Origin of the sequence: Acinetobacter sp. Res13-Abat-PEC15-P4-01 (assembly GCF_015676285.1) — a bacterium.
Classification (GTDB): Bacteria; Pseudomonadota; Gammaproteobacteria; order Pseudomonadales; family Moraxellaceae; genus Acinetobacter; species Acinetobacter nematophilus.
Genome location: NZ_JADAIN010000008.1, coordinates 110,544 through 134,963 on the forward strand (window position 1 = coordinate 110,544; position 24,420 = coordinate 134,963).

Annotated in this window: 28 protein-coding genes and 1 pseudogene; 9 read left to right on the forward strand and 20 right to left on the reverse strand. The window is 39.9% G+C overall.

From position 1 onward, the window contains the following. Positions 1-29 precede the first annotated feature (29 nt). Positions 30-950, reverse strand: coding sequence for an alpha/beta hydrolase (locus tag IMO47_RS02560; RefSeq protein WP_196074431.1), 921 nt, complete (start codon positions 948-950; stop codon positions 30-32). A gap of 109 nt (positions 951-1,059) precedes the next feature. Here IMO47_RS02560 and IMO47_RS02565 point away from each other — a divergent pair, with 109 nt between their 5' ends. Next, the gene (locus tag IMO47_RS02565; protein ID WP_196074432.1) at positions 1,060-1,947 is read left to right on the forward strand and encodes a LysR family transcriptional regulator; all 888 of its coding nucleotides are present in this window, start codon (positions 1,060-1,062) and stop codon (positions 1,945-1,947) included. A 71-nt stretch (positions 1,948-2,018) separates the two neighbouring features. Here the strand turns inward: IMO47_RS02565 and IMO47_RS02570 are convergent, their stop codons facing one another. After that, complete coding sequence (locus IMO47_RS02570; protein WP_196074433.1) at positions 2,019-2,507, reverse strand: hypothetical protein; 489 nt, start codon at positions 2,505-2,507, stop codon at positions 2,019-2,021. Positions 2,508-2,599: 92 nt separating this feature from the next. Continuing rightward, on the reverse strand, positions 2,600-3,754 hold the full coding sequence (gene hemW / locus IMO47_RS02575; RefSeq protein WP_196074458.1) for a radical SAM family heme chaperone HemW: 1,155 nt from the start codon (positions 3,752-3,754) through the stop codon (positions 2,600-2,602). A gap of 204 nt (positions 3,755-3,958) precedes the next feature. Between hemW and IMO47_RS02580 the strand changes: the two genes are divergently transcribed. Next, the gene (locus tag IMO47_RS02580) at positions 3,959-4,420 is read left to right on the forward strand and encodes a DMT family transporter (protein WP_046760855.1); all 462 of its coding nucleotides are present in this window, start codon (positions 3,959-3,961) and stop codon (positions 4,418-4,420) included. A gap of 41 nt (positions 4,421-4,461) precedes the next feature. Continuing rightward, on the forward strand, positions 4,462-5,820 hold the full coding sequence (locus IMO47_RS02585) for an MATE family efflux transporter (RefSeq protein WP_277922757.1): 1,359 nt from the start codon (positions 4,462-4,464) through the stop codon (positions 5,818-5,820). Positions 5,821-5,972: 152 nt separating this feature from the next. On the opposite strand, the gene IMO47_RS02590 is transcribed toward IMO47_RS02585, so the two are convergent. Further along, entirely contained in the window at positions 5,973-6,188 is a 216-nt protein-coding gene (locus IMO47_RS02590; protein ID WP_196074434.1) for a DUF1737 domain-containing protein, read from the reverse strand. Positions 6,189-6,387: 199 nt separating this feature from the next. Here IMO47_RS02590 and IMO47_RS02595 point away from each other — a divergent pair, with 199 nt between their 5' ends. Then, complete coding sequence (locus IMO47_RS02595) at positions 6,388-7,686, forward strand: AarF/ABC1/UbiB kinase family protein (protein WP_196074435.1); 1,299 nt, start codon at positions 6,388-6,390, stop codon at positions 7,684-7,686. 321 nt (positions 7,687-8,007) lie between these two features. Then, a complete protein-coding gene (locus tag IMO47_RS02600; RefSeq protein WP_196074436.1) occupies positions 8,008-8,256 on the forward strand; it encodes a type B 50S ribosomal protein L31 in 249 nt (82 codons plus the stop codon). Between the two features lie 59 nt (positions 8,257-8,315). On the opposite strand, the gene crcB is transcribed toward IMO47_RS02600, so the two are convergent. Both crcB and IMO47_RS02610 read right to left on the reverse strand, forming a co-directional pair. Further along, positions 8,316-8,696 carry a fluoride efflux transporter CrcB gene (gene crcB / locus IMO47_RS02605; protein ID WP_196074437.1) on the reverse strand — a complete coding sequence of 127 codons (381 nt, stop codon included), beginning with the start codon at positions 8,694-8,696 and terminating at the stop codon, positions 8,316-8,318. A gap of 84 nt (positions 8,697-8,780) precedes the next feature. Continuing rightward, positions 8,781-9,642, reverse strand: a pseudogene (locus IMO47_RS02610) (hypothetical protein). A 146-nt stretch (positions 9,643-9,788) separates the two neighbouring features. Here IMO47_RS02610 and IMO47_RS02615 point away from each other — a divergent pair. Beyond that, positions 9,789-10,121, forward strand: coding sequence for a HopJ type III effector protein (locus IMO47_RS02615; RefSeq protein ID WP_196074438.1), 333 nt, complete (start codon positions 9,789-9,791; stop codon positions 10,119-10,121). A 104-nt stretch (positions 10,122-10,225) separates the two neighbouring features. On the opposite strand, the gene IMO47_RS02620 is transcribed toward IMO47_RS02615, so the two are convergent. The 3 genes from IMO47_RS02620 to IMO47_RS02630 form a co-directional block, all read right to left on the reverse strand. Next, positions 10,226-10,636, reverse strand: a complete 411-nt coding sequence (locus IMO47_RS02620) for a GFA family protein (RefSeq protein ID WP_196074439.1) — start codon at positions 10,634-10,636, stop codon at positions 10,226-10,228. Positions 10,637-10,724: 88 nt separating this feature from the next. After that, positions 10,725-11,933, reverse strand: a complete 1,209-nt coding sequence (locus tag IMO47_RS02625) for a TIGR03862 family flavoprotein (RefSeq protein ID WP_196074440.1) — start codon at positions 11,931-11,933, stop codon at positions 10,725-10,727. Beyond that, on the reverse strand, positions 11,923-12,585 hold the full coding sequence (locus IMO47_RS02630) for an SAM-dependent methyltransferase (RefSeq protein ID WP_196074460.1): 663 nt from the start codon (positions 12,583-12,585) through the stop codon (positions 11,923-11,925). Before IMO47_RS02630 ends, IMO47_RS02625 begins: the two co-directional genes overlap by 11 nt. 74 nt (positions 12,586-12,659) lie before the next feature. Between IMO47_RS02630 and IMO47_RS02635 the strand changes: the two genes are divergently transcribed. Next, positions 12,660-12,851 carry a DNA gyrase inhibitor YacG gene (locus tag IMO47_RS02635; protein WP_196074441.1) on the forward strand — a complete coding sequence of 64 codons (192 nt, stop codon included), beginning with the start codon at positions 12,660-12,662 and terminating at the stop codon, positions 12,849-12,851. Here IMO47_RS02635 and IMO47_RS02640 read toward each other — a convergent pair. The 6 genes from IMO47_RS02640 to pqqA form a co-directional block, all read right to left on the reverse strand. Then, entirely contained in the window at positions 12,848-13,912 is a 1,065-nt protein-coding gene (locus IMO47_RS02640; protein WP_196074442.1) for a dipeptidase, read from the reverse strand. The two genes, IMO47_RS02635 and IMO47_RS02640, sit on opposite strands and share 4 nt — an antisense overlap. Positions 13,913-13,931: 19 nt before the next feature. Beyond that, on the reverse strand, positions 13,932-15,080 hold the full coding sequence (pqqE, locus tag IMO47_RS02645) for a pyrroloquinoline quinone biosynthesis protein PqqE (protein WP_196074443.1): 1,149 nt from the start codon (positions 15,078-15,080) through the stop codon (positions 13,932-13,934). After that, entirely contained in the window at positions 15,077-15,361 is a 285-nt protein-coding gene (gene pqqD, locus IMO47_RS02650) for a pyrroloquinoline quinone biosynthesis peptide chaperone PqqD (protein ID WP_196074444.1), read from the reverse strand. The genes pqqE and pqqD overlap by 4 nt, the downstream gene beginning before the upstream one ends. Beyond that, entirely contained in the window at positions 15,358-16,116 is a 759-nt protein-coding gene (pqqC, locus tag IMO47_RS02655; RefSeq protein ID WP_196074445.1) for a pyrroloquinoline-quinone synthase PqqC, read from the reverse strand. Before pqqC ends, pqqD begins: the two co-directional genes overlap by 4 nt. An 11-nt stretch (positions 16,117-16,127) precedes the next feature. Continuing rightward, positions 16,128-17,039 (reverse strand): pyrroloquinoline quinone biosynthesis protein PqqB, encoded by a 912-nt coding sequence (gene pqqB / locus IMO47_RS02660; protein WP_196074446.1) that lies wholly within the window; start codon positions 17,037-17,039, stop codon positions 16,128-16,130. A gap of 75 nt (positions 17,040-17,114) precedes the next feature. Continuing rightward, on the reverse strand, positions 17,115-17,189 hold the full coding sequence (gene pqqA / locus IMO47_RS02665) for a pyrroloquinoline quinone precursor peptide PqqA (protein ID WP_009584944.1): 75 nt from the start codon (positions 17,187-17,189) through the stop codon (positions 17,115-17,117). A gap of 417 nt (positions 17,190-17,606) precedes the next feature. On the opposite strand from pqqA, the gene IMO47_RS02670 reads away from it, so the two are divergent. Then, positions 17,607-17,789, forward strand: a complete 183-nt coding sequence (locus IMO47_RS02670) for a hypothetical protein (RefSeq protein WP_196074447.1) — start codon at positions 17,607-17,609, stop codon at positions 17,787-17,789. Between the two features lie 107 nt (positions 17,790-17,896). Here the strand turns inward: IMO47_RS02670 and IMO47_RS02675 are convergent, their stop codons facing one another. The 5 genes from IMO47_RS02675 to IMO47_RS02695 all read right to left on the reverse strand — a co-directional run bounded on the left by IMO47_RS02675 (position 17,897) and on the right by IMO47_RS02695 (position 22,416). After that, positions 17,897-18,541 (reverse strand): MBL fold metallo-hydrolase, encoded by a 645-nt coding sequence (locus tag IMO47_RS02675; RefSeq protein ID WP_196074448.1) that lies wholly within the window; start codon positions 18,539-18,541, stop codon positions 17,897-17,899. A gap of 104 nt (positions 18,542-18,645) precedes the next feature. Beyond that, complete coding sequence (gene hemH, locus IMO47_RS02680; protein ID WP_196074449.1) at positions 18,646-19,656, reverse strand: ferrochelatase; 1,011 nt, start codon at positions 19,654-19,656, stop codon at positions 18,646-18,648. A 98-nt stretch (positions 19,657-19,754) separates the two neighbouring features. After that, positions 19,755-20,771 (reverse strand): DUF4062 domain-containing protein, encoded by a 1,017-nt coding sequence (locus tag IMO47_RS02685; RefSeq protein WP_196074450.1) that lies wholly within the window; start codon positions 20,769-20,771, stop codon positions 19,755-19,757. Between the two features lie 107 nt (positions 20,772-20,878). Further along, positions 20,879-21,757, reverse strand: a complete 879-nt coding sequence (murI, locus tag IMO47_RS02690; protein ID WP_196074451.1) for a glutamate racemase — start codon at positions 21,755-21,757, stop codon at positions 20,879-20,881. A gap of 47 nt (positions 21,758-21,804) precedes the next feature. Continuing rightward, positions 21,805-22,416 (reverse strand): DUF1285 domain-containing protein, encoded by a 612-nt coding sequence (locus IMO47_RS02695; protein ID WP_196074452.1) that lies wholly within the window; start codon positions 22,414-22,416, stop codon positions 21,805-21,807. 203 nt (positions 22,417-22,619) lie between these two features. On the opposite strand from IMO47_RS02695, the gene IMO47_RS02700 reads away from it, so the two are divergent. Beyond that, complete coding sequence (locus tag IMO47_RS02700; protein WP_196074453.1) at positions 22,620-24,332, forward strand: electron transfer flavoprotein-ubiquinone oxidoreductase; 1,713 nt, start codon at positions 22,620-22,622, stop codon at positions 24,330-24,332. The last annotated feature ends 88 nt before the right edge of the window (positions 24,333-24,420 follow it).

Here is a 24,420-nt window from a genome sequence, read left to right on the forward strand (position 1 = left end):
GTTCTCAGTGTATTTTCTCAGTATTTCAGTTAAAGATGTGTCTGATAGAAAGGAATCAATTTTGCCAATGCCTGCGCCACAGGTTCTGGTTTGTCATACAGATCATAATGAGACCACCCTTCAACAATCAGCAACTCTTTTTGTTTAGACGCTGCACGACCATAAATTTCTAAACTGTCACGGTATGCTCCAAACCCTCCCACTTTATCACCTGTAATCAATAAAAGCGGTTGTGTCAACAATACCTCAGCCAAATGGAAGGCATCCCAACCTATTGAAACTGCTGAATGCGAAAATAAAGCTTTAGACTCTCCATGAGGATGTTGACCGCGTTGTGTCTTGTAATATTCGGTTGCTTCCAACACATCAATATCCGTTAAACCTGCAGATTCTGCTTCGGCGACAGAATTAGGCAATAAACTATCCACCCGTTTGGCTCCACCACGTGCTTCTGCTGTGCGTTGCTTGGCAATCATTTCTAACTTTTCGAGTGGATTCCATTGACTGAAGCCTTCTCGAGATAAACGACCGAAATTCACCGCATCTACAGTCGCAACGGCCTTAATACGTTTTTCAGTCATTGCGACATTCAAAGCATAGCCACCTCCGCCGCAAATTCCTAAAACACCGATTCTATTTTCATCGACATACTCCAAGGTCACCAAATAATCTGTAACCAGTCGAAAATCTTCAACACGTAATGCAGGATTCTCAATTGAACGCGGTTCCCCTCCGCTTTCACCTTGAAAACTGGCATCGAAGGCGATCACAATGAATCCGGCTTTTGCTATTGCCTCTCCATACACCTGACCGGACGTTTGTTCTTTGCAACTTCCGATCGGGTGTCCACTGATAATTGCAGGGTATGTTTGTGCTGGATTAAAATTTTCTGGGAAATATATATTTGCAGCAATTTCCCAATAAGGTGCTTTGATTTTTACATTTTTCATTGTAGGACCTCATTTATCCTTGGTTTCAATGAGAATCATCTTAACAAAGGTATGTTACCCTGATTAGATGCTATAATCAGATTGAAGCCATTAGTATTTCTTATGAATAATGAAAATAAACTTAAATGATCTCTGCACATTTACTGCGGTCATTCACAATAAAAATTTCACTAAAACAGCAGCTCAGCTGGGGGTTACACAGTCTGCGGTCAGTCAAAGTATTTGTCATTTAGAAGAACAGATTGGATTAAAACTGTTTAATCGTACCACTCGAAGTTTGACTGTAACTGATGCTGGTCAACGCTTATTTGACTTGGTGGGAAAAAATATAGAAGAAATCAATTTAGGTTTAGAGTTGCTCAGTTCAATGCACAACAAACCTATTGGAAAAGTCAAAATCTCTGCTGATGACTATGCCATCAAATATCATCTATGGCCAAAACTTCAAAATGCACTCAAAGATTATCCAGACATTCAAATCGAGTTAATCTCCGAGAATAGACGTATTGATATTGCTAAAGAAGGTTATGATGCAGGTGTTCGGCTGGGCAATTTAATCGAAAAAGATATGGTGGCAATTCCAATCAGTTCCAGTATCAAAATGTGCCTAGTCGCTTCACCAGATTATATTTCAAAATATGGCAGACCTGTGTCAATTCACAATCTAAAACAACATATTTGCCTTCATGTTCGAATATTGACAGATCATTCACTTTTATCATGGACTTTTGTGGAAAACGGACAATCCATAAGCTTCAAAGGTGAAGGTCAATTGATATTTACCAATGTCGATCAAATTTTAGAAGCAACTTTATGCGGCTATGGAATTTCTTATATTCCTCAAAATCTTGCAATGCCTTATATCAATCAGGGCAAGCTCAATGAAATTCTGCCTGAATATGCAATTACCCATCCGCCATTTTATTTATTTTATACCAGCAGAAAACTTGTTTCCCCTGCATTTTCAATTATTAAAGACCTACTCAAACAATCCTGATAATAGCAATAGCCAGATTTTTTCAAGCAAGCGATGGTTATTGAAATTAATTGAATAAAAGTCTGTTGATTTTACTGCTGAGTTTTAACTGCCGGTCGAACCATGGTTTTTATCAGCTTCAAGCGGTTTTTTTCGAGCACATAAAAACGAGTAGTGACCTGATCAACCTCGTAGTTTTGATCCATATGTTCTTCTTGCGTGACCAACAAACGACTATTCACACGTGTTGCTACGACATCTTCTGTGCGTGCCTCTCCCCCAAAACCATCAGCTAAAAGTTGCCCTGTACGCTTATTGACGAAAGAATACATTCTACAACTTGCACCACATCCCCACATGGTTGTGACATATTCCCCGGCAAAATCCGGTTTTTCTTTTAATGCATCTCGAAGTCGGGTACGAAACATATTGGCACTCGGATCAGAAATATCCAGTTGAGCTGTCTTGCCCTTATATACTGATTTCACAGGATAATCACTAAACTGGGGAACCGCATTTTTCGCGTGAGCAATTGGGATAATTGTCAAGGCAGAAAACAGAATGATGAGATATTTATTCATTGTTATGACCCGAAGATTTAAAATATTTATTTTCAGCCACATCATAACAAAACTGGATATCTCATGCTGTTTATTTTAATCAACCCGCATATTTATAAAAATGCCTCTAAAACAGAATTTAAAAATATATGTCCTTGTGCTGTACAGGACAAGCGTGCTGCATCATTGACCATTAAATGACGTTGTTTTAATGGGCGGATTCGCTCATTTAAATCCGCAAGATTCAAGCCTGTACGCTCTGAATAAAGTTGAGCATTCACCCCCTCATTCAAACGCAAAGCATTCATCATAAATTCAAAAGGCATCTCCACATCTTCAATACGTTTAAACTGCAAATGTTCAGCAGGCACTTTTGCTAAATAGTCTTTGGGCAAACGGGTCTTTTGAAAACGATATACACCATCGGTCTGGGTCACCTTACCATGTGCACCTGCACCAATGGCTAGATAATCTCCGAACTGCCAGTAATTTAAGTTATGCGTTGATGGTTGTTCTTTGCGCCAGGCTGATACTTCATAATTGATAAAACCCTGTTCTTTTAAATATTGTTCCCCCTGTTCCTGAATTTCCTCAAGAACATCATCCACAGGTAAGACCGGTTGAGTGCGAAAAAAAACCGTATTGGGTTCAATGGTCAATTGATACCATGAAATATGTGTCGCACCGTTTTCAACAGCCAGTTTTAAGTCGTATAACGCCTGTTCCAAGGTCTGTTCTGGTAATCCATGCATCAAATCAACATTCACACGTTGAAATCCGGCTTCTCTTGCATTTCGAATCGCGAAAACAGCATCATCATTGGAATGAATACGACCCAATTTTTTTAAATGTTCAGTATTAAAACTCTGCACACCGATTGATAGTCGGTTAATACCTGCCGCTAGATAGCCTGCAAAAGGATCATGCTCAACTGTTCCCGGATTCGCTTCTAACGTAATTTCACAATCCAGTTCAAACGGCAGTAATGCTTTTAACTGTGAGAATAACCATTGATACCCTTGGGCTGAAATCAGTGACGGCGTCCCTCCACCAATAAATACACTATGAATTTCTCGCCCTTGGGCAAATTCAATTTGCGTTTTAAAGTCTTCAACCAATGCCTGTAGATATTCCTGTTCTAAACCTAAAGACAATTTTCCATCGGGTACAGCATGCGAATTAAAATCACAATACGGACACTTACGCACACACCACGGCATATGAATATAAAGGGATAATGGAATATTTTGAGGGATTAAAGCAGTCAAAGAAAAGCTCAAAGCAAGTAAGAGAATGGCTAATTTTAACATGACTTCATCCAGCTTCTTAGAATCATGTAGAAATTCATAAGTAAAGCCAACAAACATATTAGAAATATTTAACAATAACCCAAAAAAATCTATCTATTTATTAGCAAAACTCATTAATTTAATTTAAACTATAAATCACCGAGAAGAAGTAGATGAAGAAGAATGATGAAATTATCCAGTCAATTGTTGTTTCTTTTACCACTGACTATGGGCATTGGTATTGCTATGGCTTTCCAGACTGCCATTAATACACAGCTGCGTGAATATCTCTACTCCCCCTTACAAGCAGCTCTTTTATCTTTTTTGGTGGGTACACTATTGCTCGTAGTTTTGGTAATCTTCCAGTCTGAACAAAAACCAACCCTACACAGTTTAGCCGTGATTCCTTGGTATCTCTGGCTAGGTGGTTGTCTTGGGGTTTATGCCATCAGTATCAGCATTTATACTGCGCCAAAACTTGGCTTTTTAACGCTGTCAGGCTTAATTATTTTTGGACAAATAGCCACATCGATGATCATTGATCACTTCGGTGTATTGGGTACAGATAAAGTGCCAGTCAACTGGCAACGTCTTTTAGGTGGCGTGGTGATTTTTATAGGTGTGCTTCTCACTCTACAACGCTAACCAATTTATTTTTCTAAGCACCTTTAAAACGAGTATTTCCAGTGTCTGTATCAGTAAAAGCCACGACTACCCGCTTTGAATTAAAGCAACTGTTTCATTTGATGCTCCCGATTTTAATCACTCAATTTGCTGCGGCAGGTTTTGGATTAATTGATACGATCATGGCTGGGCATATGTCTGCCGAAGATCTTGCCGCAATTGCCGTGGGCGTCGGTTTATGGATTCCAGTGATGCTGCTGTTCAGCGGGATCATGATTGCAACGACACCTTTGGTGGCTGAAGCCAATGGCGCACGTACACCTGAAAAAATACCGTCTATCGTACGCCAATCGTTATGGGTTGCCTTCTTACTGGGATTAATCGGAATGATGGTTTTACAAATCATTCCATTGTTATTGCCACTCGTCGGTGTTCCAGAGTCACTGCTGCCTAAAGCCAGTCTGTTTCTTCATGCAATTGCTTTCGGTATGCCCGCATTTACCATGTATTCGACATTACGGGGTTATTCCGAAGCCTTGGGCTACCCCCGCCCTGTCACCGTGATCAGCCTTGTCGCATTGGTCGTACAAATCCCACTCAACTTTATTTTTATGTACGGTATTGGCCCTATTCCCCACTTGGGTAGTGCGGGTTGTGGTTTCGCTACAGCATTACTGCAATGGCTCATGTTCATTACAATCAGTACTTATATTTTTAAAGCAAAACGCTATCAGGCGACACAACCCTTAAATAAATTTGAGAAAGTAGACAGTGTACTCATCAAGCGTATTCTCAAACTGGGTTTACCGATTGGCTTAGCGATTTTCTTCGAAGTAAGTATTTTTAGTACGGGTGCAATTGTACTCAGCCCTTTGGGTGAGATTACTGTTGCTGCACATCAAATTGCCTTATCGGTCACTTCTCAACTGTTTATGATCCCAATGTCACTCGCTTTGGCGCTGACGATACGCACAGGAACTTATTATGGTGAAAAGAATTGGTTTGCCATGCGTAAAGTACAGAAAGTTGGTTTGATGACCAGTACCCTATTTGCCTGTACAACTATGCTGTTGCTCTTGGTATTACGTCCAGAAATCGTTTCTGTTTATACTCGTGATTATGATGTATCTCAAGCTGCGGTCTATTTAATTTTATTTGCAATCGCTTACCAACTTATGGATGCTTGGCAAGTCAGTGCTGCGGGATGTTTACGTGGTATGCAAGATACCAAAGGCCCCATGTGGATCACGATGCTGGCTTATTGGATCATCGCTTTCCCGATTGGAATCTATTTGGCACGTTATACCGATATGGGCGCTGCAGGTGTATGGACAGGTCTGATTATTGGATTAACAGTTGCTTGCATCTTGTTGCTTATGCGCTTATATACCAATAACAAACGCTTGGCACAAAACTCATGATTAAATTTTTAAATAATGCTGTTGCTTTAACGGCATTATTTTTTCTAAGAAAAGTAAAATCAAACTGATCTTTATACTCTGCACCATACATCAGCTGTCTCAATAATCAGACACTTTGAACAGATAACACAATGTTTATCCGGAACGTATATTTATTCAGATTGTAGTTGATATGCATGTTGAAATTTCTCAGACATCTTTGATAGATCTGCAACTTCCTTGACGATGGCTTGTCCAACAATGACATCAGTACCGTTAAACGTCATGGTTGGAGCACCATACAGTGCATAACCCTCATTGAGTGCTTTGCTCACCCTTGCACAAAAATGAACATCATCTTTGCCGGTTAAATATCGATAAACTTTCATCCAGTTACAACTATATAAATAGGTGAAAATATTTTAATCCAAAATACACAAAAACAGGCTTATACTGTCCAACGTATTTAAATATCGAAAAAATCAAAGTATAAACAAATGCTTAACAAATTAGAGTAGGCAGCTTAACAATAGTCGCCTATGATCAAAATAAATCAAACATCTAATCTAAACTGAAGGATGATTACGAATGTCGAAAAGTACCAGTACACCCGGTCGCCGCTTTATGAAACTTGCCAGCATGACTGCAAGTATTGCGACAAAAACGGTATCGAATTCAATTCGTAACTTCAATGCAGATGAAGATCAAAAAAATGAAGCGCGCAGCAAGCTATTTCAAGATATTGGCATACAAATCGCAGATACCTTAGGTGAAATGAAAGGTGCAGTGATGAAAGTCGGGCAAATCGCCTCTCAATACAAAGATATTTTCCCACCTGAAGTTGCACGCGCCATTGCTAAACTGCAACGCCAGGCACCTGCGATGCCCTTTATTGAAATTAAACAACAAGTAGAAAAAGAACTCGGTAAACCCATTGACCAAGCTTTTTTGTATTTTGATGAACAGCCTTTTGCCGCAGCTTCAATTGGTCAGGTTCATAAGGCAACATTGAAAAATGGCACCGAAGTCGTGGTTAAAGTTCAATATCCTGGGGTAGATGAAGCCTGTGAAAGTGATTTAAAACAAGTCCGGCTTGCCTTGCGTCTTATGGGCGTACTGAAAGTCGATAAAAAATTACAAGATCGTCTTTTTAAAGAAATTCAAGACAGTTTACATGAAGAATTGAATTACGAAATTGAGGCTCAAAACCTACAAGTGTTTAGAACTTTTCATCAGGCCTTGGATACAAAAATTATTATTCCCAAAGTTTTCAATGAATATTCAAGCCGACGTATCTTAACATTGAGTCTAGAAAAAGGTGAAAGTATCGAAACAGCCAGCACTTGGGACTTAGATATTCGAAATGAAATTGGACGACGTTTAATTTTGGCACTTGGTCAACAGATCTTTTTCTTGAAACGTTTTCACTGCGACCCACATCCTGGAAACTTTGCTTTCCGTGAAGATGGGAGTGTGATTATTTACGATTTTGGGGGAGTAAAAACCTTATCCAATGAAATCATTGCACACTTTAAAGCCTTAGTCAGAGCTGCAAGAAAGCAAGATATCACCGCAATAGAAGAACATTTAACTGATTTAGATGCATTGGTTGAAACAGGCAAATTCCCTGAAGAACTTTATAAAGCATGGCTGGAAGTTTTATTACGCCCACTTACGACACATTATGATTTCGCTGAAAACTCAGCCCACCATGATGGAATCAAGCTGGTGAAAAAATCATTGAAATATTGGGATGTATTTAAGCCTTCCCCAGATACTTTAATGGTAAATCGTACCATTTCAGGACAATATTGGAATCTGATTCAACTGAAGGTTCATGATAATTTAAACGATCTTTTCGAAGAACTGGTTCCACTGCAAGATTGAGATGACATAAACATTAAAAATGTGGAATTAAAAAATGATGAAAGCATAAATTCCAAAAGCTGATCATTTTAGCTCAAGATGCGGAGCATCAATATCATAATAATCAGCGTCTAGATGGATTCATCTTATTTTAAGCTAAGCAATCTAAATTAAAAGCATATTTGAAATCTAAGCAACCTCCTCCTGCTTAGATTTCTTTTTTATTTCCTGTAATATCAAACCAATTCATCCGACGCATTCAATCCAAATGTGAATAGACTTTACAAATTAAATGTTATGTTATAATATTACATTAAATCAAAATAACCAGAGGATCAAATCATGCGCGCAGGTATCCATCCAGAATATCGTGAAGTGCTGTTCCATGACACCAATGCCAATGCATTCTTCGTGATTGGCAGTACGATCAAGACAGCAAATACCAAAGAACATGAAGGTAAAGTATATCCTTATGTAACATTAGATATATCCAGTGCTTCTCATCCGTTCTACACGGGTGAAATCCGTCAAGCGAGCAATGAAGGTCGTATAGCCAACTTTAATAAGCGTTTTGCACGCTTTAAACGTTAAACTTTAACTGTTGTTCAAGCCTAAGTTACCCCTCTAAACTTAGGCTTTTTTTATTTATACTATTTTGTTGATAAGATCATTTGGAAAATATAAAAACCGATCGCTAAAAAAATCACCCCGACAATAACACTGGATACCGTATAGGCCAGCGCAATGGGAAATTGACCTTGTCGAATGAGTTGAAACGTCTCTAAACCAAAACTTGAAAAAGTCGTAAAGCCACCCAGGATTCCCACCATGAGAAACAAACGCGTTTCTTGTTGCAAAATCGGATAACGTTGAGTAAAAGCAAAGAAAATGCCTGCAAGGAAACAGCCTAAAATATTGATTGACCATGTTGTCCAAGGAAAAAGGCTATGGGGTTTAGAAATCACAAAACCTGCCCCATAACGTAAGCTTGCACCAATTGCACCACCACATGCGACCAAAAGCCAATTCATATTCAAAATTCCTTAAATCTTGTTTAAATAACGTCTTGCAACAACAATAATCCGCTACTGCAGTGTTTGTGTATAAGCCCAAAGTTATCCACATTTTTCACAACAATCCGAAGTATTCTCATCGATAGGGGTCTCATTCTTTACATAAAAATTCAAAGCTGGAACCACAAATGCAAAAACATCTTGTTCTCTAACTCCCCACTGATGGAGCAGTGGACAATCAATATTGGACACTTGAGCCGCTTGAATTTGATTAAAATCAAAAGGCATTTCAATATCACCTTGTGATAATCGCTCCGGCTGATCAACCCATTCTACCCATGCATGATCTTGGTCTACCAGATAAGTAATAGCCTCACGCCACGAAGAAAAAACATTTTCCATGTTTGAGGTAAATATTGATCTGAACTGAACAGGAGAGTCGATAAAGTGCATCAAGCTCAATCTGCGTCTGAATTATATCATCCTCTCTTTTATGGACAAATTGCTGGGCATATTGTGCGGGCATCACATCACTTGCCAAACGTCCACTCAGTACATAAAGTTTCTGATCAATCACGACCTGTTCAAAAATCACTGTTTTGGCTGGTTGTTCAGGTGCGATATAAAACCGCCAATTGCTTTGTTGAGGTGATGGCATGAACTGGCGTAAATGACCTAAGAAAGAAAAACCAAAGTGTTGGTGTTGATAAGTCAAAATGGTAAAAATCGTTTTGCCCTGCTTTTCTAATAACTGCACATGACTTGGATAGCCTGAACACACCTGCTCTATATCAACCCACCAAGACAAATAAACAATATTTTCCACCTGGCTCTGTAGTTCCAAGAAAGGAATTAAGCGCATCAACATACGGCGCAAACCAAGTAAAAATGAGCATTGCGCAAAAAAAGCAATGCATTTTAAAATAATGCCCTTGGTCGGTTTTTTTAAACGATGTCGGTGCATAAGGCACGATGATTATTTCCTTCAAGCATTCGATTCTAACAAATACAATTAAAAAATAATTTATCGAGCAAAACCCACAAGGACATTACCGATCCATGAACGATCGGTTATGCTATGCGCACGATTGAATATGGAACGCTTAACTCATGGCTCAAGATTTATTGAAACAACTTCAAGCTGGCGAAGCAAAATTTACCGATGTGATCAGTTATATCGAAGCACGTTATACCCATTCACCCACCGCATTTCAAAACGGTCAACAATATAATGCTGCAACAGAAAACCAAGGCAGTGCAAAAGTTTTTTCTTTTGCTCAGTTAAATCAACTCGATCAAGCACAAACCTTGAGCTTGTTCGCAGAACATTATGCTGCTGTTTTGGCAACACCAGAAGCAACCGATCATCAAAACATTCGCCAGTTTATGCAAAATGGCTGGGATGGCATTCAATTTGATGGTGTTGCTTTAACAGAGAAATAAGAGCGATTGACATTGCATTCATCCTTATAAGCATTCACAGAATGGCTCAGCCTCTCATCGTAATAGAAAAATCAAAGGGATCAAATTGATCCCTTTATTACTACTTATGGTCGTTCATCATATTGAGGTAAACCATCGCAAATCGTATCCCACTCTGCTTTGTAGGCTGCATAAATATGCATGGTGGGTTGATGCTCCAATGCCGTGTCGAGTGTTCCAATTCTTAAACGATAGGTATCTGGGGCTTCGGCTTTAATGCTCATAATCGGCGAGCCACACTCCCGACAAAAACATCGCGTCGTTGTCGCAGTGGATGCAAACTGTTTGAGCAATTCCTCACCCTTTACGATTTTAAAATCTGCTTTTTGAATGGGTGCATTGGTCGCAAATGCCGTACCATTGGCTTTTCGGCAACGTTTACAATGACATTGGATGACCGGACCTATTTCACCATGAACTTCATAATGAATCCCACCACACAAACAACTTCCTGTATATAATTTTTCAGCAGACATTTTTGAAAATCTCACCATGTGCAAAAATGATTAGTACACCATCAAATTAGCATAAATCTCTGCGCTTAGCGGAAATAAATCCTTTTTTTTAAAATGTCCCGGAAAGATATTGATGCACACCCTCACCTGCCGCTCGACCGGTAGCAAAACAAGCTGTTAACAGATAGCCACCTGTAGGTGCATCCCAATCCAGCATTTCACCACAGCAAAATACTGACCCAAGAGATTTGAGCTGTAAATCCTGCGTCAATGCTTGTTGTTTTACACCGCCTGCGCAACTAATCGCTTCTTCAATCGGGCGGAATCCTAGTAATTCGATTTTAAGATGTTTAATCTGCTGCGCCAATCGTTCTGGATCGCTCCAGAGTGCTTTGTCGACCAATTCACGTAATAAACTGGATTTTGCTGTGTCCAAGCCTGCTTTGCGCCAAATATTGGCGGTCGACTGTTTTTTGGATGGTTGTAATTTTTGTACCAATTGTGGAGCCGTTTGATCGGGTAATAAATCCAGATACATGACCAATGGCCGATTCTGTTGAATCAGGTGACGCAATGAGCGTCCTTGCTTATAGATGAGTCCACTTTCCAAGCCATAATGGGTGATGACGATATCACCTTGCGTTTTAACCGAAGGCTCAACCCAGGCATCTACACGCTTTAAAGGCTGACCAAAGACCGACTGCATATAGTCCGACCACGGATAAACTACACCCGCATTACTGGGTTGAAAAGTTTCAATTTCAGATGAAGACAACCATTTTTGCCATGCACCATCACTGCCTAAACGAGACCATGATACAGCACCACATGCCAAAATAACCGCATCAAAGTTCCGTTCATTGATCTGATTGCTTTTTAAATCAATCATCTTCAGTTGCTGACACTTAAGCTCAATCACTTGATGGCGATAATGAAATTGAACCTGCTGCTCAAGTAAATACTTCAGCCATGCTCTTAACAGTGGTGCAGCTTTCATTTCTACTGGGAAAATCCGCCCGGAACTGCCGACATAGGATTCAATGCCTAAACTTTTCATCCACTGTTGAATCCATGCTGCATCCCATTTTCGAATCCAGGGTTTTAACCATTCCACTTGATCGTAGCGTTGAATAAATTGTTCAAACGCTTCGGCATGTGAGATATTCAGTCCCGTTTTTCCCGCCATCAAAAATTTGCGGGCAGCCGATGGTTTTTGTTCAAAAACATGAATCTCATAATTTTTATATTGGCTCAACACATCAGCAGCCATTAAGCCTGCTGGACCTGCGCCAACAATTGCAACTCGTTTAATCGACATGCGCTTGCTCTGACAGCGTTTCAACAGCCTGACCTTGACGGGGCGGCATATCATCAAAACGAGTTGAATAATGTTCAGGCTTACGAATAATCAATTGCTGGCACAGCTCACCACGTTCCAGATATTTGATTTCAAAATGTGTTCGTGCTGAATCTGATGCAATAATTTGTTTTTCATAAGGAAGTTTCCAAACCTCTTGCAACTGTTGTTCAGCTTCAGCGATATATTCGGGAATATTACTTGCCAATGTAATATTGCCATTTGGTTGCAGTCTAGAAATCAAAAACTCAAAAAAAGGCATATTCAACCAGCGTTGCGCCGGATTATGTGGTTCAGGATTTGGATAGAGAATAAAGAACTGCTGCACCTGCGCTGGATGCAATGCGTGTACAACCCAGGGCAATGCATCGGCATGGATTGGGGTTAAATTCGTTTGTCCTTCTGATTGATGCTGTTTTTGCATCGCCAAAAATTTTTCGCGTGTTCGCTCAATTGCAATCAAGCTCAAGTCCGGATGTTGCCCCGAAAATAATAATGCATGTTTGCCTTTTCCTGCCCCGATTTCAACACAAATAGGAGTATTTTCAATACGTTGAAAATCACGAGGAGCATGCATACGCTGTGCTTGAAATTGACGAATCGGCATAATCAGATCAAACTAAGAAAAATCGCTGCAAGTTTAACAATTCTTTGCAGGTTTTGCTTTTTTAAAATGAGAATTTCTGTATGCCTAAAACATTTCCTTGTCCACGATGCGGTCAACCCTCAACATGGGAAGCAAATGAATTTCGCCCATTTTGTTCTGACCGATGCAAATTGATTGACCTCGGTGCCTGGGCAAATGAAGAATATAAACTTCCAACTCAAGATGCGCCTCAAATGGACCAAAGACGCCATGAGGATGATTATGAGGATTAACCCCTCATGTGGGCTGCCCATATTCGTTCAAGCATCTTGAGCCAATTTTTAAAGCATATTTTTTCAATCAATTGATCTGAATAATTACGTTGTCGCATTGCACTGATCAGTTTGGACATGCCCATAATATCTTTGAGTTCATTACTGATCAGTGCACCATCAAAATCAGAACCAAAGCCTACATGCTCTTCGCCTAAATACAGAATGAGATATTCCAAATGATCTAAAATCATTTCAATGGGTGTATCGGTATTTCGCTGCCCGTCTGAACGTAAAAACGCCACATCAAAATTCACCCCAACCAAACCTTGACTATCATATATCGCTTTTAATTGAGTGTCGGTTAAGTTCCTTGCTTGTGGACACAATCGATAAGCATTGGAGTGGGTTGCAACAATCGGTTGCGCTAAAATCTCTGCGGTATCCCAAAAGGCTCGCTCATTCATATGAGACACATCAACAAGCAGCTTTTTATCAGCACAACGTGCAATTAAAGCTTTACCTTCAGCTGTAAGACCAGGACCTGTATTGGGAGAATGAGGAAATCCAGCATTTAAACCATGTCCGAATTGACTTGGCCTATTCCATAGTGGTCCTATACTACGTAGCCCTGCATCATAAAAGACATCCAAGAGTTCAGGATCGTGTTGTAAAGCTTCTGCACCTTCCATGTGAAGGACGATCGCCAGCTTTTTTTCAGTGATACAGTGTTCAATGTCTTCAACAGAAGTACAGATTTGAATATTGGACGAACGTTGAGTCAACTGTTGAGCTAAATCAAGCTGTTGCAAACAAATCTGTTCAATCTGTTGCTGGGTAAAGTTATCAGCACCTTGATCTAACAGCTTATTCGGATGATATTGCTTGAGATAGTCGAATGGTGGCAGAAAAATAGCAAAAAAGCCGCCTGCAAAACCCACTTTTTGACAGCGGTTTAAATCCAGATGTCCAGGCAATTGCTGATGGATAAAAGCATCGACAGGATCATGGTCATCAGATAACCACAGTCGTGTTAAAGCATCATTGTGACCATCAAAAATTGGCATTGAATCAGTGTGCATACTGAAGATCTCGCTCAAATCATTGATCTGAAATGTTTAGAACGGAAATCTGATTATTCATTCGTTTAGAATTTTTACTATTGCGAAAAATCAAATTACTGAGGGAAACATCCTGTTCACTGTCTGCCCGTGCTTGTTCAATCAAATGATGATACGGTGACTTGGCACAGACTGGATCAGCATCAGATGCATGCCCCGTTAACATATAGGCTTGGCAGCGACAGCCACCAAAGTCACGGTCTTTATCAGGACATGTGCGACAACCTTCAGGCATCCAAGCATCTCCACGATATTGGTTAAAAGCCATGGATTCATACCAAATTTTTGCTAAAGATTGTTGACGGATATTCGGAAAAGTCATCGGTAACTGACGAGCCGCATGACAGGGTAGCGCCAGACCATCTGGTGCTATCGTCAAGAATATTTTCCCCCAACCGTTCATACATGCTTTTGGGCGCTCTTCATAATAGTCAGGTACCACAAAAATAAGTTTACAGGGATGATTTTGCAGACGTAATTTTTCTCGATACACATTGGTAATTTTTTCAGCACGTATCAATTGTGCCTGAGTGGGTAATAAATACTGACGATTTAAAAAAGCCCAACCATAAAACTGACAAATTGCTAGTTCGACTGTATCCGCATTCAATTCTAGGCAAAGCTCAATCATCTGTTCGATCTGATCGATGTTATGCCGATGAATGACAAAATTTAGCACCATGGGATATGCATATTTTTTTATGATACGGCACATGTTGTATTTTTGTTCAAAAGCATCTTTTGAACCTGCCAATGCATCATTTACCAGTGGATCACTTGCCTGAAAACTCACCTGTATATGATCAAGACCCGCTTGTTTTAAACGACTCACTCGTTGTTCCGTCAAACCCATCCCCGAAGTGATGAGATTGGTATAAAAACCTTGTTGATGTGCATGTGCAACTAATTGATCTAAATCTTGACGAACCAAAGGCTCTCCACCAGAAAAGCCCAGTTGCACAGCACCCAGTTGACGAGCCTGATCAAAAACATCACACCATTCTTTTGTCGTCAGTTCATTTTTATGTTGTGTATAGTCTAAAGGATTGGAACAATATGGGCACTGTAATGGACAACGATAGGTTAACTCCGCCAATAACCATAAAGGTAGTCCAATATCCATCGTCATTTAAAATCAATCCAGTATTTTTGTTGAGCAACCAACATAAAATCAACAACATCACTGTCTATTTCAGCAACATCACCAAATTGTTGTTTTAAATAAGCAGTAATGTCTAAAATGCTATTTTTTCCATCAATACACTGCCCAATTGCGCCAGCACTTTCATTTAACTTGATCATGCCTTCAGGATATAAAATAACAAAACTATTTTGTGCCGGTTCAAATTGAAAACGATAGCCAGAGCGCCAAATAGGAATAAGGTTTTGATCAAGTTGTTTACTGCTCATCGAAATAATCCTTTATGCCAGACTGGTTCTTTAGTCACAGTATGATAAGGGGCTTGATTGTGTATATAAGCCAAAGTTAAAGCATCTAAAATGCTCCATAAAACATCCAGTTTAAACTGTAGTATTTCCAGCATTCGTTGCTGTTGTTGATTACTGGTGAATGAATCCAGTGTAATCGTTAACCCATGCTCGACATCTCGTCGGGCTTGACCTAATCGAGCGCGAAAATATTGATATCCCTTATCATCAATCCAAGGATAATGTTTTGGCCATGAATCTAACCGCGATTGATGTATTTTAGGGGCAAATAATTCAGTTAATGAACTGCTCGCGGCTTCCCGCCATGACGCTCTACGTGCAAAGTTGACATAAGCATCTACAGCAAAGCGTACCCCTGGGAGAACCAGCTCTTCAGAAATCACCTGTTCACGTCGAAGACCTACAGCTTCGGCCAAACACAACCAAGCCTCTCGTCCCCCACCATCTGGATACTCACCATCCTGATCAATCATTCGTTGAATCCACTCCTGACGTACCCGTTGATCTGGACAATTTGCCATGATCGCAGCATCTTTAAGGGGAATATTAATTTGATAATAGAAACGATTTGCAACCCATGCCTGAATTTGCTGTTGGCTCGCTTTCCCTTCCGCCATCATGACATGAAACGGATGATGAATATGGTAATACTGTCCTTTTTCTATAATCGCTTGTTTAAATTCTTCTGGTGTCAACGCTTTTGGTATTTGATTCATAGGGCATCTTATTAAAGTTCAATGTACATTCCGTCATAAGCCACATCTACTCCATTAGCTTGAAGTTCAGCAAATTGAACGGAGTTCTCATTTAAAATCGGATTGGTATTATTAATATGAATCAGTATTTTTTTTACGGCTGAAAGCTGATTCAAATAAGACAATGATCCACCTTCACCACTGATGTACAGGTGTCCCATTTCCCTTCCAGTTTTAACACCTACGCCACATTTTTGCATCTCATCATCTGTCCAAAGCGTCCCATCAATCATCACACAATCTGAGTTCCTCATCGTCTCCATAATCATGTCATCAATTTTCCCAAGACCAGGCGCGTAAAATAACTGCTTTTGTGTTTTTTGGTCTTTAATAATTAAAGCAATATTGTCCCCCTCATGCGGATCATGGCGATGAGGTGAGTATGGCGGAGCCGCACTTTGAATCAGCAAGGGAATGAATTGCAAATGCTTGAAGCGATCCATTCGAAAAGCGTGTTTCGGGTCAATCTGGCGATATTGCAGTCCACCATTCCAATGCTTCAATATATTAAATACGGGAAAACCCAAACTGAGGTCTTGATAGACCATTTCAGTACACCATACAGAAATTGGACATCCTTCACGTAAACTAAGAAGCCCTAATGTATGGTCAAGTTGACTGTCCATCAGAATGACATCGCTAATACCAGTATCACGTAATTTACGCGCTGGTTGGGCAGCCTTAAAATCAAATAATTGCTGGCGAATATCGGGAGAAGCGTTTAACAATATCCAGTCCGTGCCATTTTCAGAAATGGCAATCGAAGATTGTGTTCGAGCTTTGGCTTGAATCGTGCCTTTGCGGATACCATCACAATTAACACAATTGCAATTCCATTGTGGAAATCCGCCACCTGCAGCTGAACCCAATATATAAATATACATAGAAATAAGATCTGATGATAAAGATATAAGCCCCAGATCAAGACTAGGGCTTATTTTGGTTCGAAGATAAAATAATCAACGGGCTTCAAAGTACATGGTCACTTCAAAACCAATTCGTAAGTCAGTAAAAGCTGGTTTTATCCATTGCATAAAATTTTTCTCCAAATTCAATTCTTATTTAAAAAATTAACACCTGATTCAATGCAACAGCATTGTCTAAATTTTATTCTAAATAAAAATGCTACCCTTGTAGACCCTGTTTAGTTAATATTTTGTTCGATAGTCGTTATCATTAAAAATGAGCAGAAACTATTCATCATGCCCGATGAGGGAAATCAAAATCCGAAATTAAGACAGTTTCTATTTTATATTTTTGAGTGAATGTAACGCCCTTGTTCTGATTAAACAGTTTTTTATAATTTAAACACAATTGACATATATATTTCACAATAAACGCCTACTTTTTAACACACGCTTAGTTATATGATCATTGCGTGTTTAATGTCACATTTTCCATATAAAAAATTAAAAAATAGTTTCATTGAAACTCAACTGGAGTATCACAAGATGTATATAGGTTTAAAAGTTTTTGTCACGATATTAGCCATTTTATGTGTGTTTTTTACCACGCTAGGCATTTATGCACTGGATGCATCACTGATTATTATTGGAGTCCTCTTTGCAGCTTCAATTCTACTGATTGTCTTAGAAGCACAAAACCGATCAGCCAATCCTTTTATAAAACGTTGATACTTCATCGTCTCATAAATAGAAAATGAAAGAACATGAGCCCATTCATTGCGTTATCCGACACTGACTGAGCTGTATTTTATGAGACATCAAGTTTAGGGAGACACTTAGCCTGCTTTACTTGCCACAAATGGATTATATTGTTTTTCAAAACCAATTGTACTCATAGGGCCATGCCCTGAAATAAATTGGGTGTTGTCGGGCAAACTAAAGCATTCACGCTGAATTGAATCAAGTAATTGCTGATGATTGCCTTTTGGAAAGTCTGTGCGACCAATTGAGCCTTTGAACAACACATCACCCGTCCACAGAACCGCATGTTTTGCATTGTAAAAGATGACATGACCCGGTGTATGACCCGGCGCAAAACGAACTTCAAATTCCTCCTGCCCTAATTTCAGTGTTTCACCACCTTCAAGCCACTGATCAACGTTCACTGGTTCAGGAATAGGAAAGCCATAACGAGCAGATACGTCTTGAATCATATCTAACCAGAATTGATCTTCTTTATGGGGACCAATCACGGGCACATTCCATACTTTAACCAGTGCCCCCACAGCCCCAGCATGATCCAAATGCCCATGTGTTAACCATAATGCTTTTACTGTCAAACCCAGCGCTTCAACCTCTTGTTTTAATTTTTCAGGTTCACCGCCTGCATCGATCAATACCGCTTCTTTTGTTTCTGAGTCCCAAACAATGGAACAGTTTTGAGCAAATGCCGTTACGGGTACAATTTTAACTTGTAACATAATAATTTTCCTAAAAGAGTAGAATTTGTTGACATTTCAACCATGCATTGGATTATCTGTTCACAACATAAACCAGGCAGACAATGATGAAGTATCAACAGACTCTAAGCCTGCAACTGTACCTTTAAAGCATCCAGTTGCGCCTCTAACAAATGCCCCAATAGATCAATATGATCGGCACGAGTATTCAATGCAGGAATATAGGCATAATGCTTGCCACCCGCTTGCAAAAATAATTCAGCATTTTGAATGGCCAATTCTTCCAATGTTTCTAAACAATCTGCTGAAAATGCCGGACTAAGGATTTGTACAGATTCTACTCCTTGCTCCGCCCATTGTTGCAACAATTGATCCGTATAGGGTTTCACCCATTCCTGTTTGCCAAAACGAGATTGAAAGCTTATCGCCCAATCATCATCATTGAGCTGAAGTGCTTGAGCAACCTTTTGTGCCGTAACTCGACAACGGTCTGCATATGGATCACCTTTATCAGCATACGGCTGTGGAATACCATGGAAAGACATCAATAATTTTGTCGCTTGACCATGTTGCTGCCGGTAATCACGGACACTGTTGGCTAAGGCCTGAATATATAAAGGATGTTGATAATAATCCCGAATAAAACTTAGACCCGGAATATTTCGTTGCCTGAGCAGCCACTTTGCAACGACATCGTACAACGGAGCTGTGGAGGTTGCGGAATACTGCGGAAATAAAGGAAAAAGAATAATATGATCATAAAGCTGTGTCTCAGCTTCACGCAGCACAAGATCAATACCCGGACGACCATATGTCATTGCAGGAACAATGGTTAAATCAAAATCAGTATTGAATGGGCTCAATTTCTGTTGAAGCCCTCGTACTTGTTCAAATAAGATTTCCCGCATCGGTGAATCATCAGCCCATACCTGCGCATAAGCTTCCGCTACACGCTTGGGGCGAAACGGCAGTACAAAAGCATTTAAGATAATTGCCCACAAAAGCTTGGGAATTTCGATTACACGCTGATCCGATAAAAACTGCTTTAAAAAAGCCCGAACCGCAGGCGCTGTTGGTGCATCTGGTGTCCCAAGATTGGCAATAACTATCAGGACTTTAGGTTTGGATAAAGACATTTTTACTCTGTTTGCACAATACCATAATCTCTAAATATCAGCTTACCAGAGTCAATCTATAAACAGAATTTTTATCTGCATATTGACACTGCGTACACTTAAAAAATAGAAGAACGATGACTGATACGTTGTGAATTTTCCAGTAATTTGACACATTTATCGGTCATTTGCCATAACATGCGCTGACGGTCATCTCGTCCGACAGGGACAATCCATTCATTTTGACGGACTTGTTGCTTAATCGTATGTAAAGAACGTACATTGATCTGTGCTCTAGAAACGGCATGCGCACGCGGCATGACCACTTGTGCATCTGTCAGACCTGTATTATTTAAATAGTCATTGAGTACTTTGGAGAAAAAATCCTCAGGTGTCGGTTTCCTGAATTCAACAGATAATATTTTTAATAACTCCGCCCAAGTCATTTCACGTGCTGGAGAAAGCTCCCTAAAATTACCATCTTGATAAGCATGCATACGGTAATCGAAGTTAAACACTTCATGCAGTGAAACTTTTGGTAAAGTTAAAAATGGATCTGCTGCTTTCTGACCATGCTCAACTGAAACCTGCGCCAATTTTGATTTTAAACGATCGATCTCATCTTGCAAAACCTGAATATTTTGAGGTCTTACCCAACCTACAACAGGATAACGCTCCAGCATTTGAGGCATATAAGAACGCACGGCTAACTCTAAATCTCTCAAGGTTCGATAAGTCACCACTTGCTCAACTTCTTTTTGTAGCTGATGGCGAAATTCATTAAATTTGCCTTTTAAGATTGCACTTTCTTCTTTTAAATGTGATTCACGAGACTCTGGATTTTCATGCATAAACACAATAATTGGCTTCTGCTTGGTCACTGCATAAATATATTCCAGATGTAAATAACTTACCCCTGAAACAGACTGCTCACCATATTGGCTACCCAATAACAACAGCACATAATCACAATCATCAATCTGACGACGAGCAAAAGCAGTACTTAAAGGTGTACGTTGCTCTAACCCCCAGGAAAAGAACCCCATCCCAATCAATGTTTGAGACACAACCATTCGTTCTGGCTGCATTTCTTTGCCAGATGTTGTAATAAAAACTTGATAACGTTTATCGAGCATAGGTTAACCCATTCTTGTCATACTCAACTTAAGTCCATCCTTGAGCTTTAAGTAGAATATGCCCTACACTTATTAAAAAATATTAAATCTTTCTAATATTGAAAGAATTAGCCGAGTTTTTCAACAATATTTTCGATAGACCATGTAATTTCCGGCTGTATGAGATGCTTGAGGACACTTTCTAATTCTTTGGCATTCTGTCCACTCACAAAACACTGTAACCGAACAGCTGCTCCTTGCGAATCAGTCGATATTAACTCATTTTTCAATAATATACGTGCCGTTTGTCGCGCAACTGCCAAGCCTGAATCAATTAAGCTTAATTGAGCACCGTAAAGCTCTTGAATACTTTGCTTTAAATACGGGTAATGAGTACATCCCAAAACCAAATAATCTGCACCTTTCGCAACCGCAGGATCCAAGACCTTTTGTAAGCTTTGCTTACACTCTAGCGTGTTATAACGTCCAGATTCAACCAGCGGAACCAAGTCTAAATTGGTAATGGTGAGTACCTCCACTTTGGCAGGCTCTGCAAAGCGTTGAATCACATCTTTAATCAGTTGCCCTCGAAAAGTTGCAGGTGTTGCCAACACTGAAACCACTTTAGACTGGCTTTGTAAAACTGCTGGTTTTAATGCGGGAACCAATCCCACAATAGGAAAGTTTTCACCATAATGATCACGTAAATAATCGAGACTAAAAGCAGATGCCGTATTGCAAGCGACAACCGCAATTTTACAGCCTTGGCGATACAGCCATTCAATCGCATGCGCTGTTAATTCGCGAATATTTTGATCGGTTCGTGGACCGTAAGGGACATGCGCTGTATCTGCATAGTAAACAATACGTTCATTCGGCAGATAATTGGCAATCTCTTGTGCAATTGAAAGCCCGCCAATTCCTGAATCAAAAATCCCAATAGGTGCATTTGCCAAAGCTTTTGGCATGGGATTTTCTAAAGGATACAGAGGAAGAATAGCGCTCATTTGATCCACTATGGATAGGTGTTGAAAATAATTAACTAGCTTAAACCTCAAGTGCCTAATTGCAAGTGCAAATCACCACTTTGTAAAGACAAAATGGTATCTCCTTGATCATTTTCAAGTAAGGTTCCGTACTCAATCAAGTGAAAAAAAGCATTGCGTTGAATCAAGGCATTTATACCAAAACGAATATGTACATAAGGTCTCAGCTCACCTTGATATTCGCGCATAAAAATAGCATGTTCCGCATCCACCAAACATATGTCTTGATTGGTGGTTGTGACCTGTAAATAGGTCTGCCCATCGATCACGACTTGGTCAACCTGATTCACCAATAATGGTTCGTCTTCAACCTCGATTTCAATCTGCTCAACCGGCGTTTTTAAATAGAATTTTCCCTGTTCTTTCCAAAGCACTTTTGTAAACAGATCCAATAGCGCTTGACGCTTAATCAATTGACCTTCATGCCACCATTCGCCATTGGCTTTTACCCTCAAATCCATTTTGCCACAATGCTTTGGTTGCCATTGCTCTAAAGGAGGTATTGACCTTTTGTGACCCACCTGTACACCTTTTAAGTATTGTGCAATAGACATTAAGTTTTTATTATCAGAATCAGGCTGATTTTGAGCCGCTGATGTTGAATTATTTTGATTTACCATGGTTTATGCCTTGCTGACTAAAAAATAATACGACTCAGCCAATTGGCTAGATTAAGGTTTATAACTATACTAGCGCAAAATATATTATTGGTACGAGCGTTAATTCGTATCACGGAATTTTTAGAACACTCATGGCAGCACCGATTTATTAATTCCCAATAAATGCTCACGGTTGCCACCCTTAGAAATATGAGGAGTCCTACATGGAACACATCGAACGCGAATCGATGGAGTTTGACGTAGTGATCGTAGGCGCAGGTCCTGCGGGTCTTTCTGCTGCGATTAAAATTCGTCAATTGGCTATTGAAAACAACCTTTCAGATCTTTCTGTCTGTGTGGTTGAAAAAGGCTCTGAAGTTGGTGCGCATATCCTTTCTGGTGCTGTACTTGAACCTCGTGCAATCAATGAACTTTTCCCCAACTGGAAAGAGGAAGGTGCACCTTTAAACGTGCCTGTGACTGAAGACAAGACTTATTTCCTGATGTCTGCTGAAAAGTCTCAAGAAGCACCGCATTGGATGGTTCCTAAAACCATGCACAACGATGGCAACTATGTCATTTCATTGGGTAATGTTGTTCGTTGGTTGGGTCAAAAAGCTGAGGAATTAGAAGTTTCTATTTTCCCGGGCTTTGCTGCTTCAGAAATTCTTTATCATGAAGATGGTTCTGTAAAAGGGATTCAAACCGGTGATATGGGCGTTGGTAAAGATGGTGAACCGACGCATAACTTCACGCCTGGTTATGAACTTCATGCCAAATATACGATTTTTGCAGAAGGTTGCCGTGGACATCTCGGTAAACGTTTAATTGCAAAATACAACTTAGATCAAGATGCCGATCCGCAACATTACGGTATCGGGATTAAAGAACTTTGGGAAATCGATCCTGCAAAACATAAACCAGGTTTGGTGATGCATGGTTCAGGTTGGCCGCTTGCTGAAACTGGTTCGTCAGGGGGTTGGTGGTTATATCACGCTGAAAACAACCAAGTCACTTTGGGTATGATTGTCGATTTATCTTATGAAAATCCACATATGTATCCATTTGCTGAAATGCAACGTTGGAAAACCCATCCACTGATCAAGCAATATCTTGAGGGTGGCAAACGTATTTCTTATGGCGCACGTGCTGTTGTAAAAGGTGGTCTAAACTCACTGCCGAAATTGACTTTCCCGGGTGGATGCCTGATTGGTGATGATGCTGGTTTCTTAAACTTTGCAAAAATCAAAGGCTCTCATACCGCAATGAAATCAGGTATGTTGTGTGGTGAAGCTGTATTTGAAGCAATCCAAGCAGGTCATGCAAAAGGTGGTGATTTAGCCATTGCTCGTGTGACTGAGGGTGAAGACTTGTTTGCGAAAGAGTTGACTGCCTATACAGACAAATTCAACAACAGCTGGTTAAAAGAAGAATTGCATCGTTCTCGTAACTTTGGCCCTGCTATGCATAAATTCGGTTTATGGATGGGTGGCGCATTTAACTTTATCGACCAGAATATCTTTAAAGTTCCATTTACTTTACACGATCTTGTGCCTGACTTTAGCGCATTGAAAACTGTAGATGCTTCTACCTTTAAACCGAACTATCCAAAACCAGATGGTAAATTGACTTTTGACCGTTTGTCTTCTGTATTCGTTTCTAACACGGTACATGAAGAGAATCAGCCAGCGCATTTAAAACTGACTGACCCGACGATTCCTGTGAATGTCAACTTACCGAAATGGGATGAACCTGCTCAGCGTTACTGCCCTGCCGGTGTTTATGAAATCATGGAAAATGATGATGGTTCTAAGCGCTTCCAGATTAACGCTGCAAACTGCGTTCACTGTAAGACGTGTGATATTAAAGACCCTTCTCAAAACATCACTTGGGTAACACCTGAGGGTGGTGGTGGTCCTAACTATCCAAATATGTAAATCAATAAACCCGCTTCGGCGGGTTTATTATTTATACATCAACATTTAATGTATCGTAAGAATCAATTAATTAAAAGCATGATATAAA

Bases quoted from the DNA above. Each gene is read 5' to 3' on its own strand.
- IMO47_RS02560 (WP_196074431.1), bottom strand. From the start codon at position 950: ATGAAAAATGTAAAAATCAAAGCACCTTATTGGGAAATTGCTGCAAAT.
- IMO47_RS02565 (WP_196074432.1), top strand. From the start codon at position 1,060: ATGAAAATAAACTTAAATGATCTCTGCACATTTACTGCGGTCATTCAC.
- IMO47_RS02570 (WP_196074433.1), bottom strand. From the start codon at position 2,507: ATGAATAAATATCTCATCATTCTGTTTTCTGCCTTGACAATTATCCCA.
- IMO47_RS02580 (WP_046760855.1), top strand. From the start codon at position 3,959: ATGATGAAATTATCCAGTCAATTGTTGTTTCTTTTACCACTGACTATG.
- IMO47_RS02590 (WP_196074434.1), bottom strand. From the start codon at position 6,188: ATGAAAGTTTATCGATATTTAACCGGCAAAGATGATGTTCATTTTTGT.
- IMO47_RS02595 (WP_196074435.1), top strand. From the start codon at position 6,388: ATGTCGAAAAGTACCAGTACACCCGGTCGCCGCTTTATGAAACTTGCC.
- IMO47_RS02600 (WP_196074436.1), top strand. From the start codon at position 8,008: ATGCGCGCAGGTATCCATCCAGAATATCGTGAAGTGCTGTTCCATGAC.
- crcB (WP_196074437.1), bottom strand. From the start codon at position 8,696: ATGAATTGGCTTTTGGTCGCATGTGGTGGTGCAATTGGTGCAAGCTTA.
- IMO47_RS02615 (WP_196074438.1), top strand. From the start codon at position 9,789: ATGGCTCAAGATTTATTGAAACAACTTCAAGCTGGCGAAGCAAAATTT.
- IMO47_RS02620 (WP_196074439.1), bottom strand. From the start codon at position 10,636: ATGTCTGCTGAAAAATTATATACAGGAAGTTGTTTGTGTGGTGGGATT.
- IMO47_RS02625 (WP_196074440.1), bottom strand. From the start codon at position 11,933: ATGTCGATTAAACGAGTTGCAATTGTTGGCGCAGGTCCAGCAGGCTTA.
- IMO47_RS02635 (WP_196074441.1), top strand. From the start codon at position 12,660: ATGCCTAAAACATTTCCTTGTCCACGATGCGGTCAACCCTCAACATGG.
- IMO47_RS02640 (WP_196074442.1), bottom strand. From the start codon at position 13,912: ATGCACACTGATTCAATGCCAATTTTTGATGGTCACAATGATGCTTTA.
- pqqE (WP_196074443.1), bottom strand. From the start codon at position 15,080: ATGACGATGGATATTGGACTACCTTTATGGTTATTGGCGGAGTTAACC.
- pqqD (WP_196074444.1), bottom strand. From the start codon at position 15,361: ATGAGCAGTAAACAACTTGATCAAAACCTTATTCCTATTTGGCGCTCT.
- pqqC (WP_196074445.1), bottom strand. From the start codon at position 16,116: ATGAATCAAATACCAAAAGCGTTGACACCAGAAGAATTTAAACAAGCG.
- pqqB (WP_196074446.1), bottom strand. From the start codon at position 17,039: ATGTATATTTATATATTGGGTTCAGCTGCAGGTGGCGGATTTCCACAA.
- IMO47_RS02670 (WP_196074447.1), top strand. From the start codon at position 17,607: ATGTATATAGGTTTAAAAGTTTTTGTCACGATATTAGCCATTTTATGT.
- IMO47_RS02675 (WP_196074448.1), bottom strand. From the start codon at position 18,541: ATGTTACAAGTTAAAATTGTACCCGTAACGGCATTTGCTCAAAACTGT.
- hemH (WP_196074449.1), bottom strand. From the start codon at position 19,656: ATGTCTTTATCCAAACCTAAAGTCCTGATAGTTATTGCCAATCTTGGG.
- IMO47_RS02685 (WP_196074450.1), bottom strand. From the start codon at position 20,771: ATGCTCGATAAACGTTATCAAGTTTTTATTACAACATCTGGCAAAGAA.
- murI (WP_196074451.1), bottom strand. From the start codon at position 21,757: ATGAGCGCTATTCTTCCTCTGTATCCTTTAGAAAATCCCATGCCAAAA.
- IMO47_RS02695 (WP_196074452.1), bottom strand. From the start codon at position 22,416: ATGGTAAATCAAAATAATTCAACATCAGCGGCTCAAAATCAGCCTGAT.
- IMO47_RS02700 (WP_196074453.1), top strand. From the start codon at position 22,620: ATGGAACACATCGAACGCGAATCGATGGAGTTTGACGTAGTGATCGTA.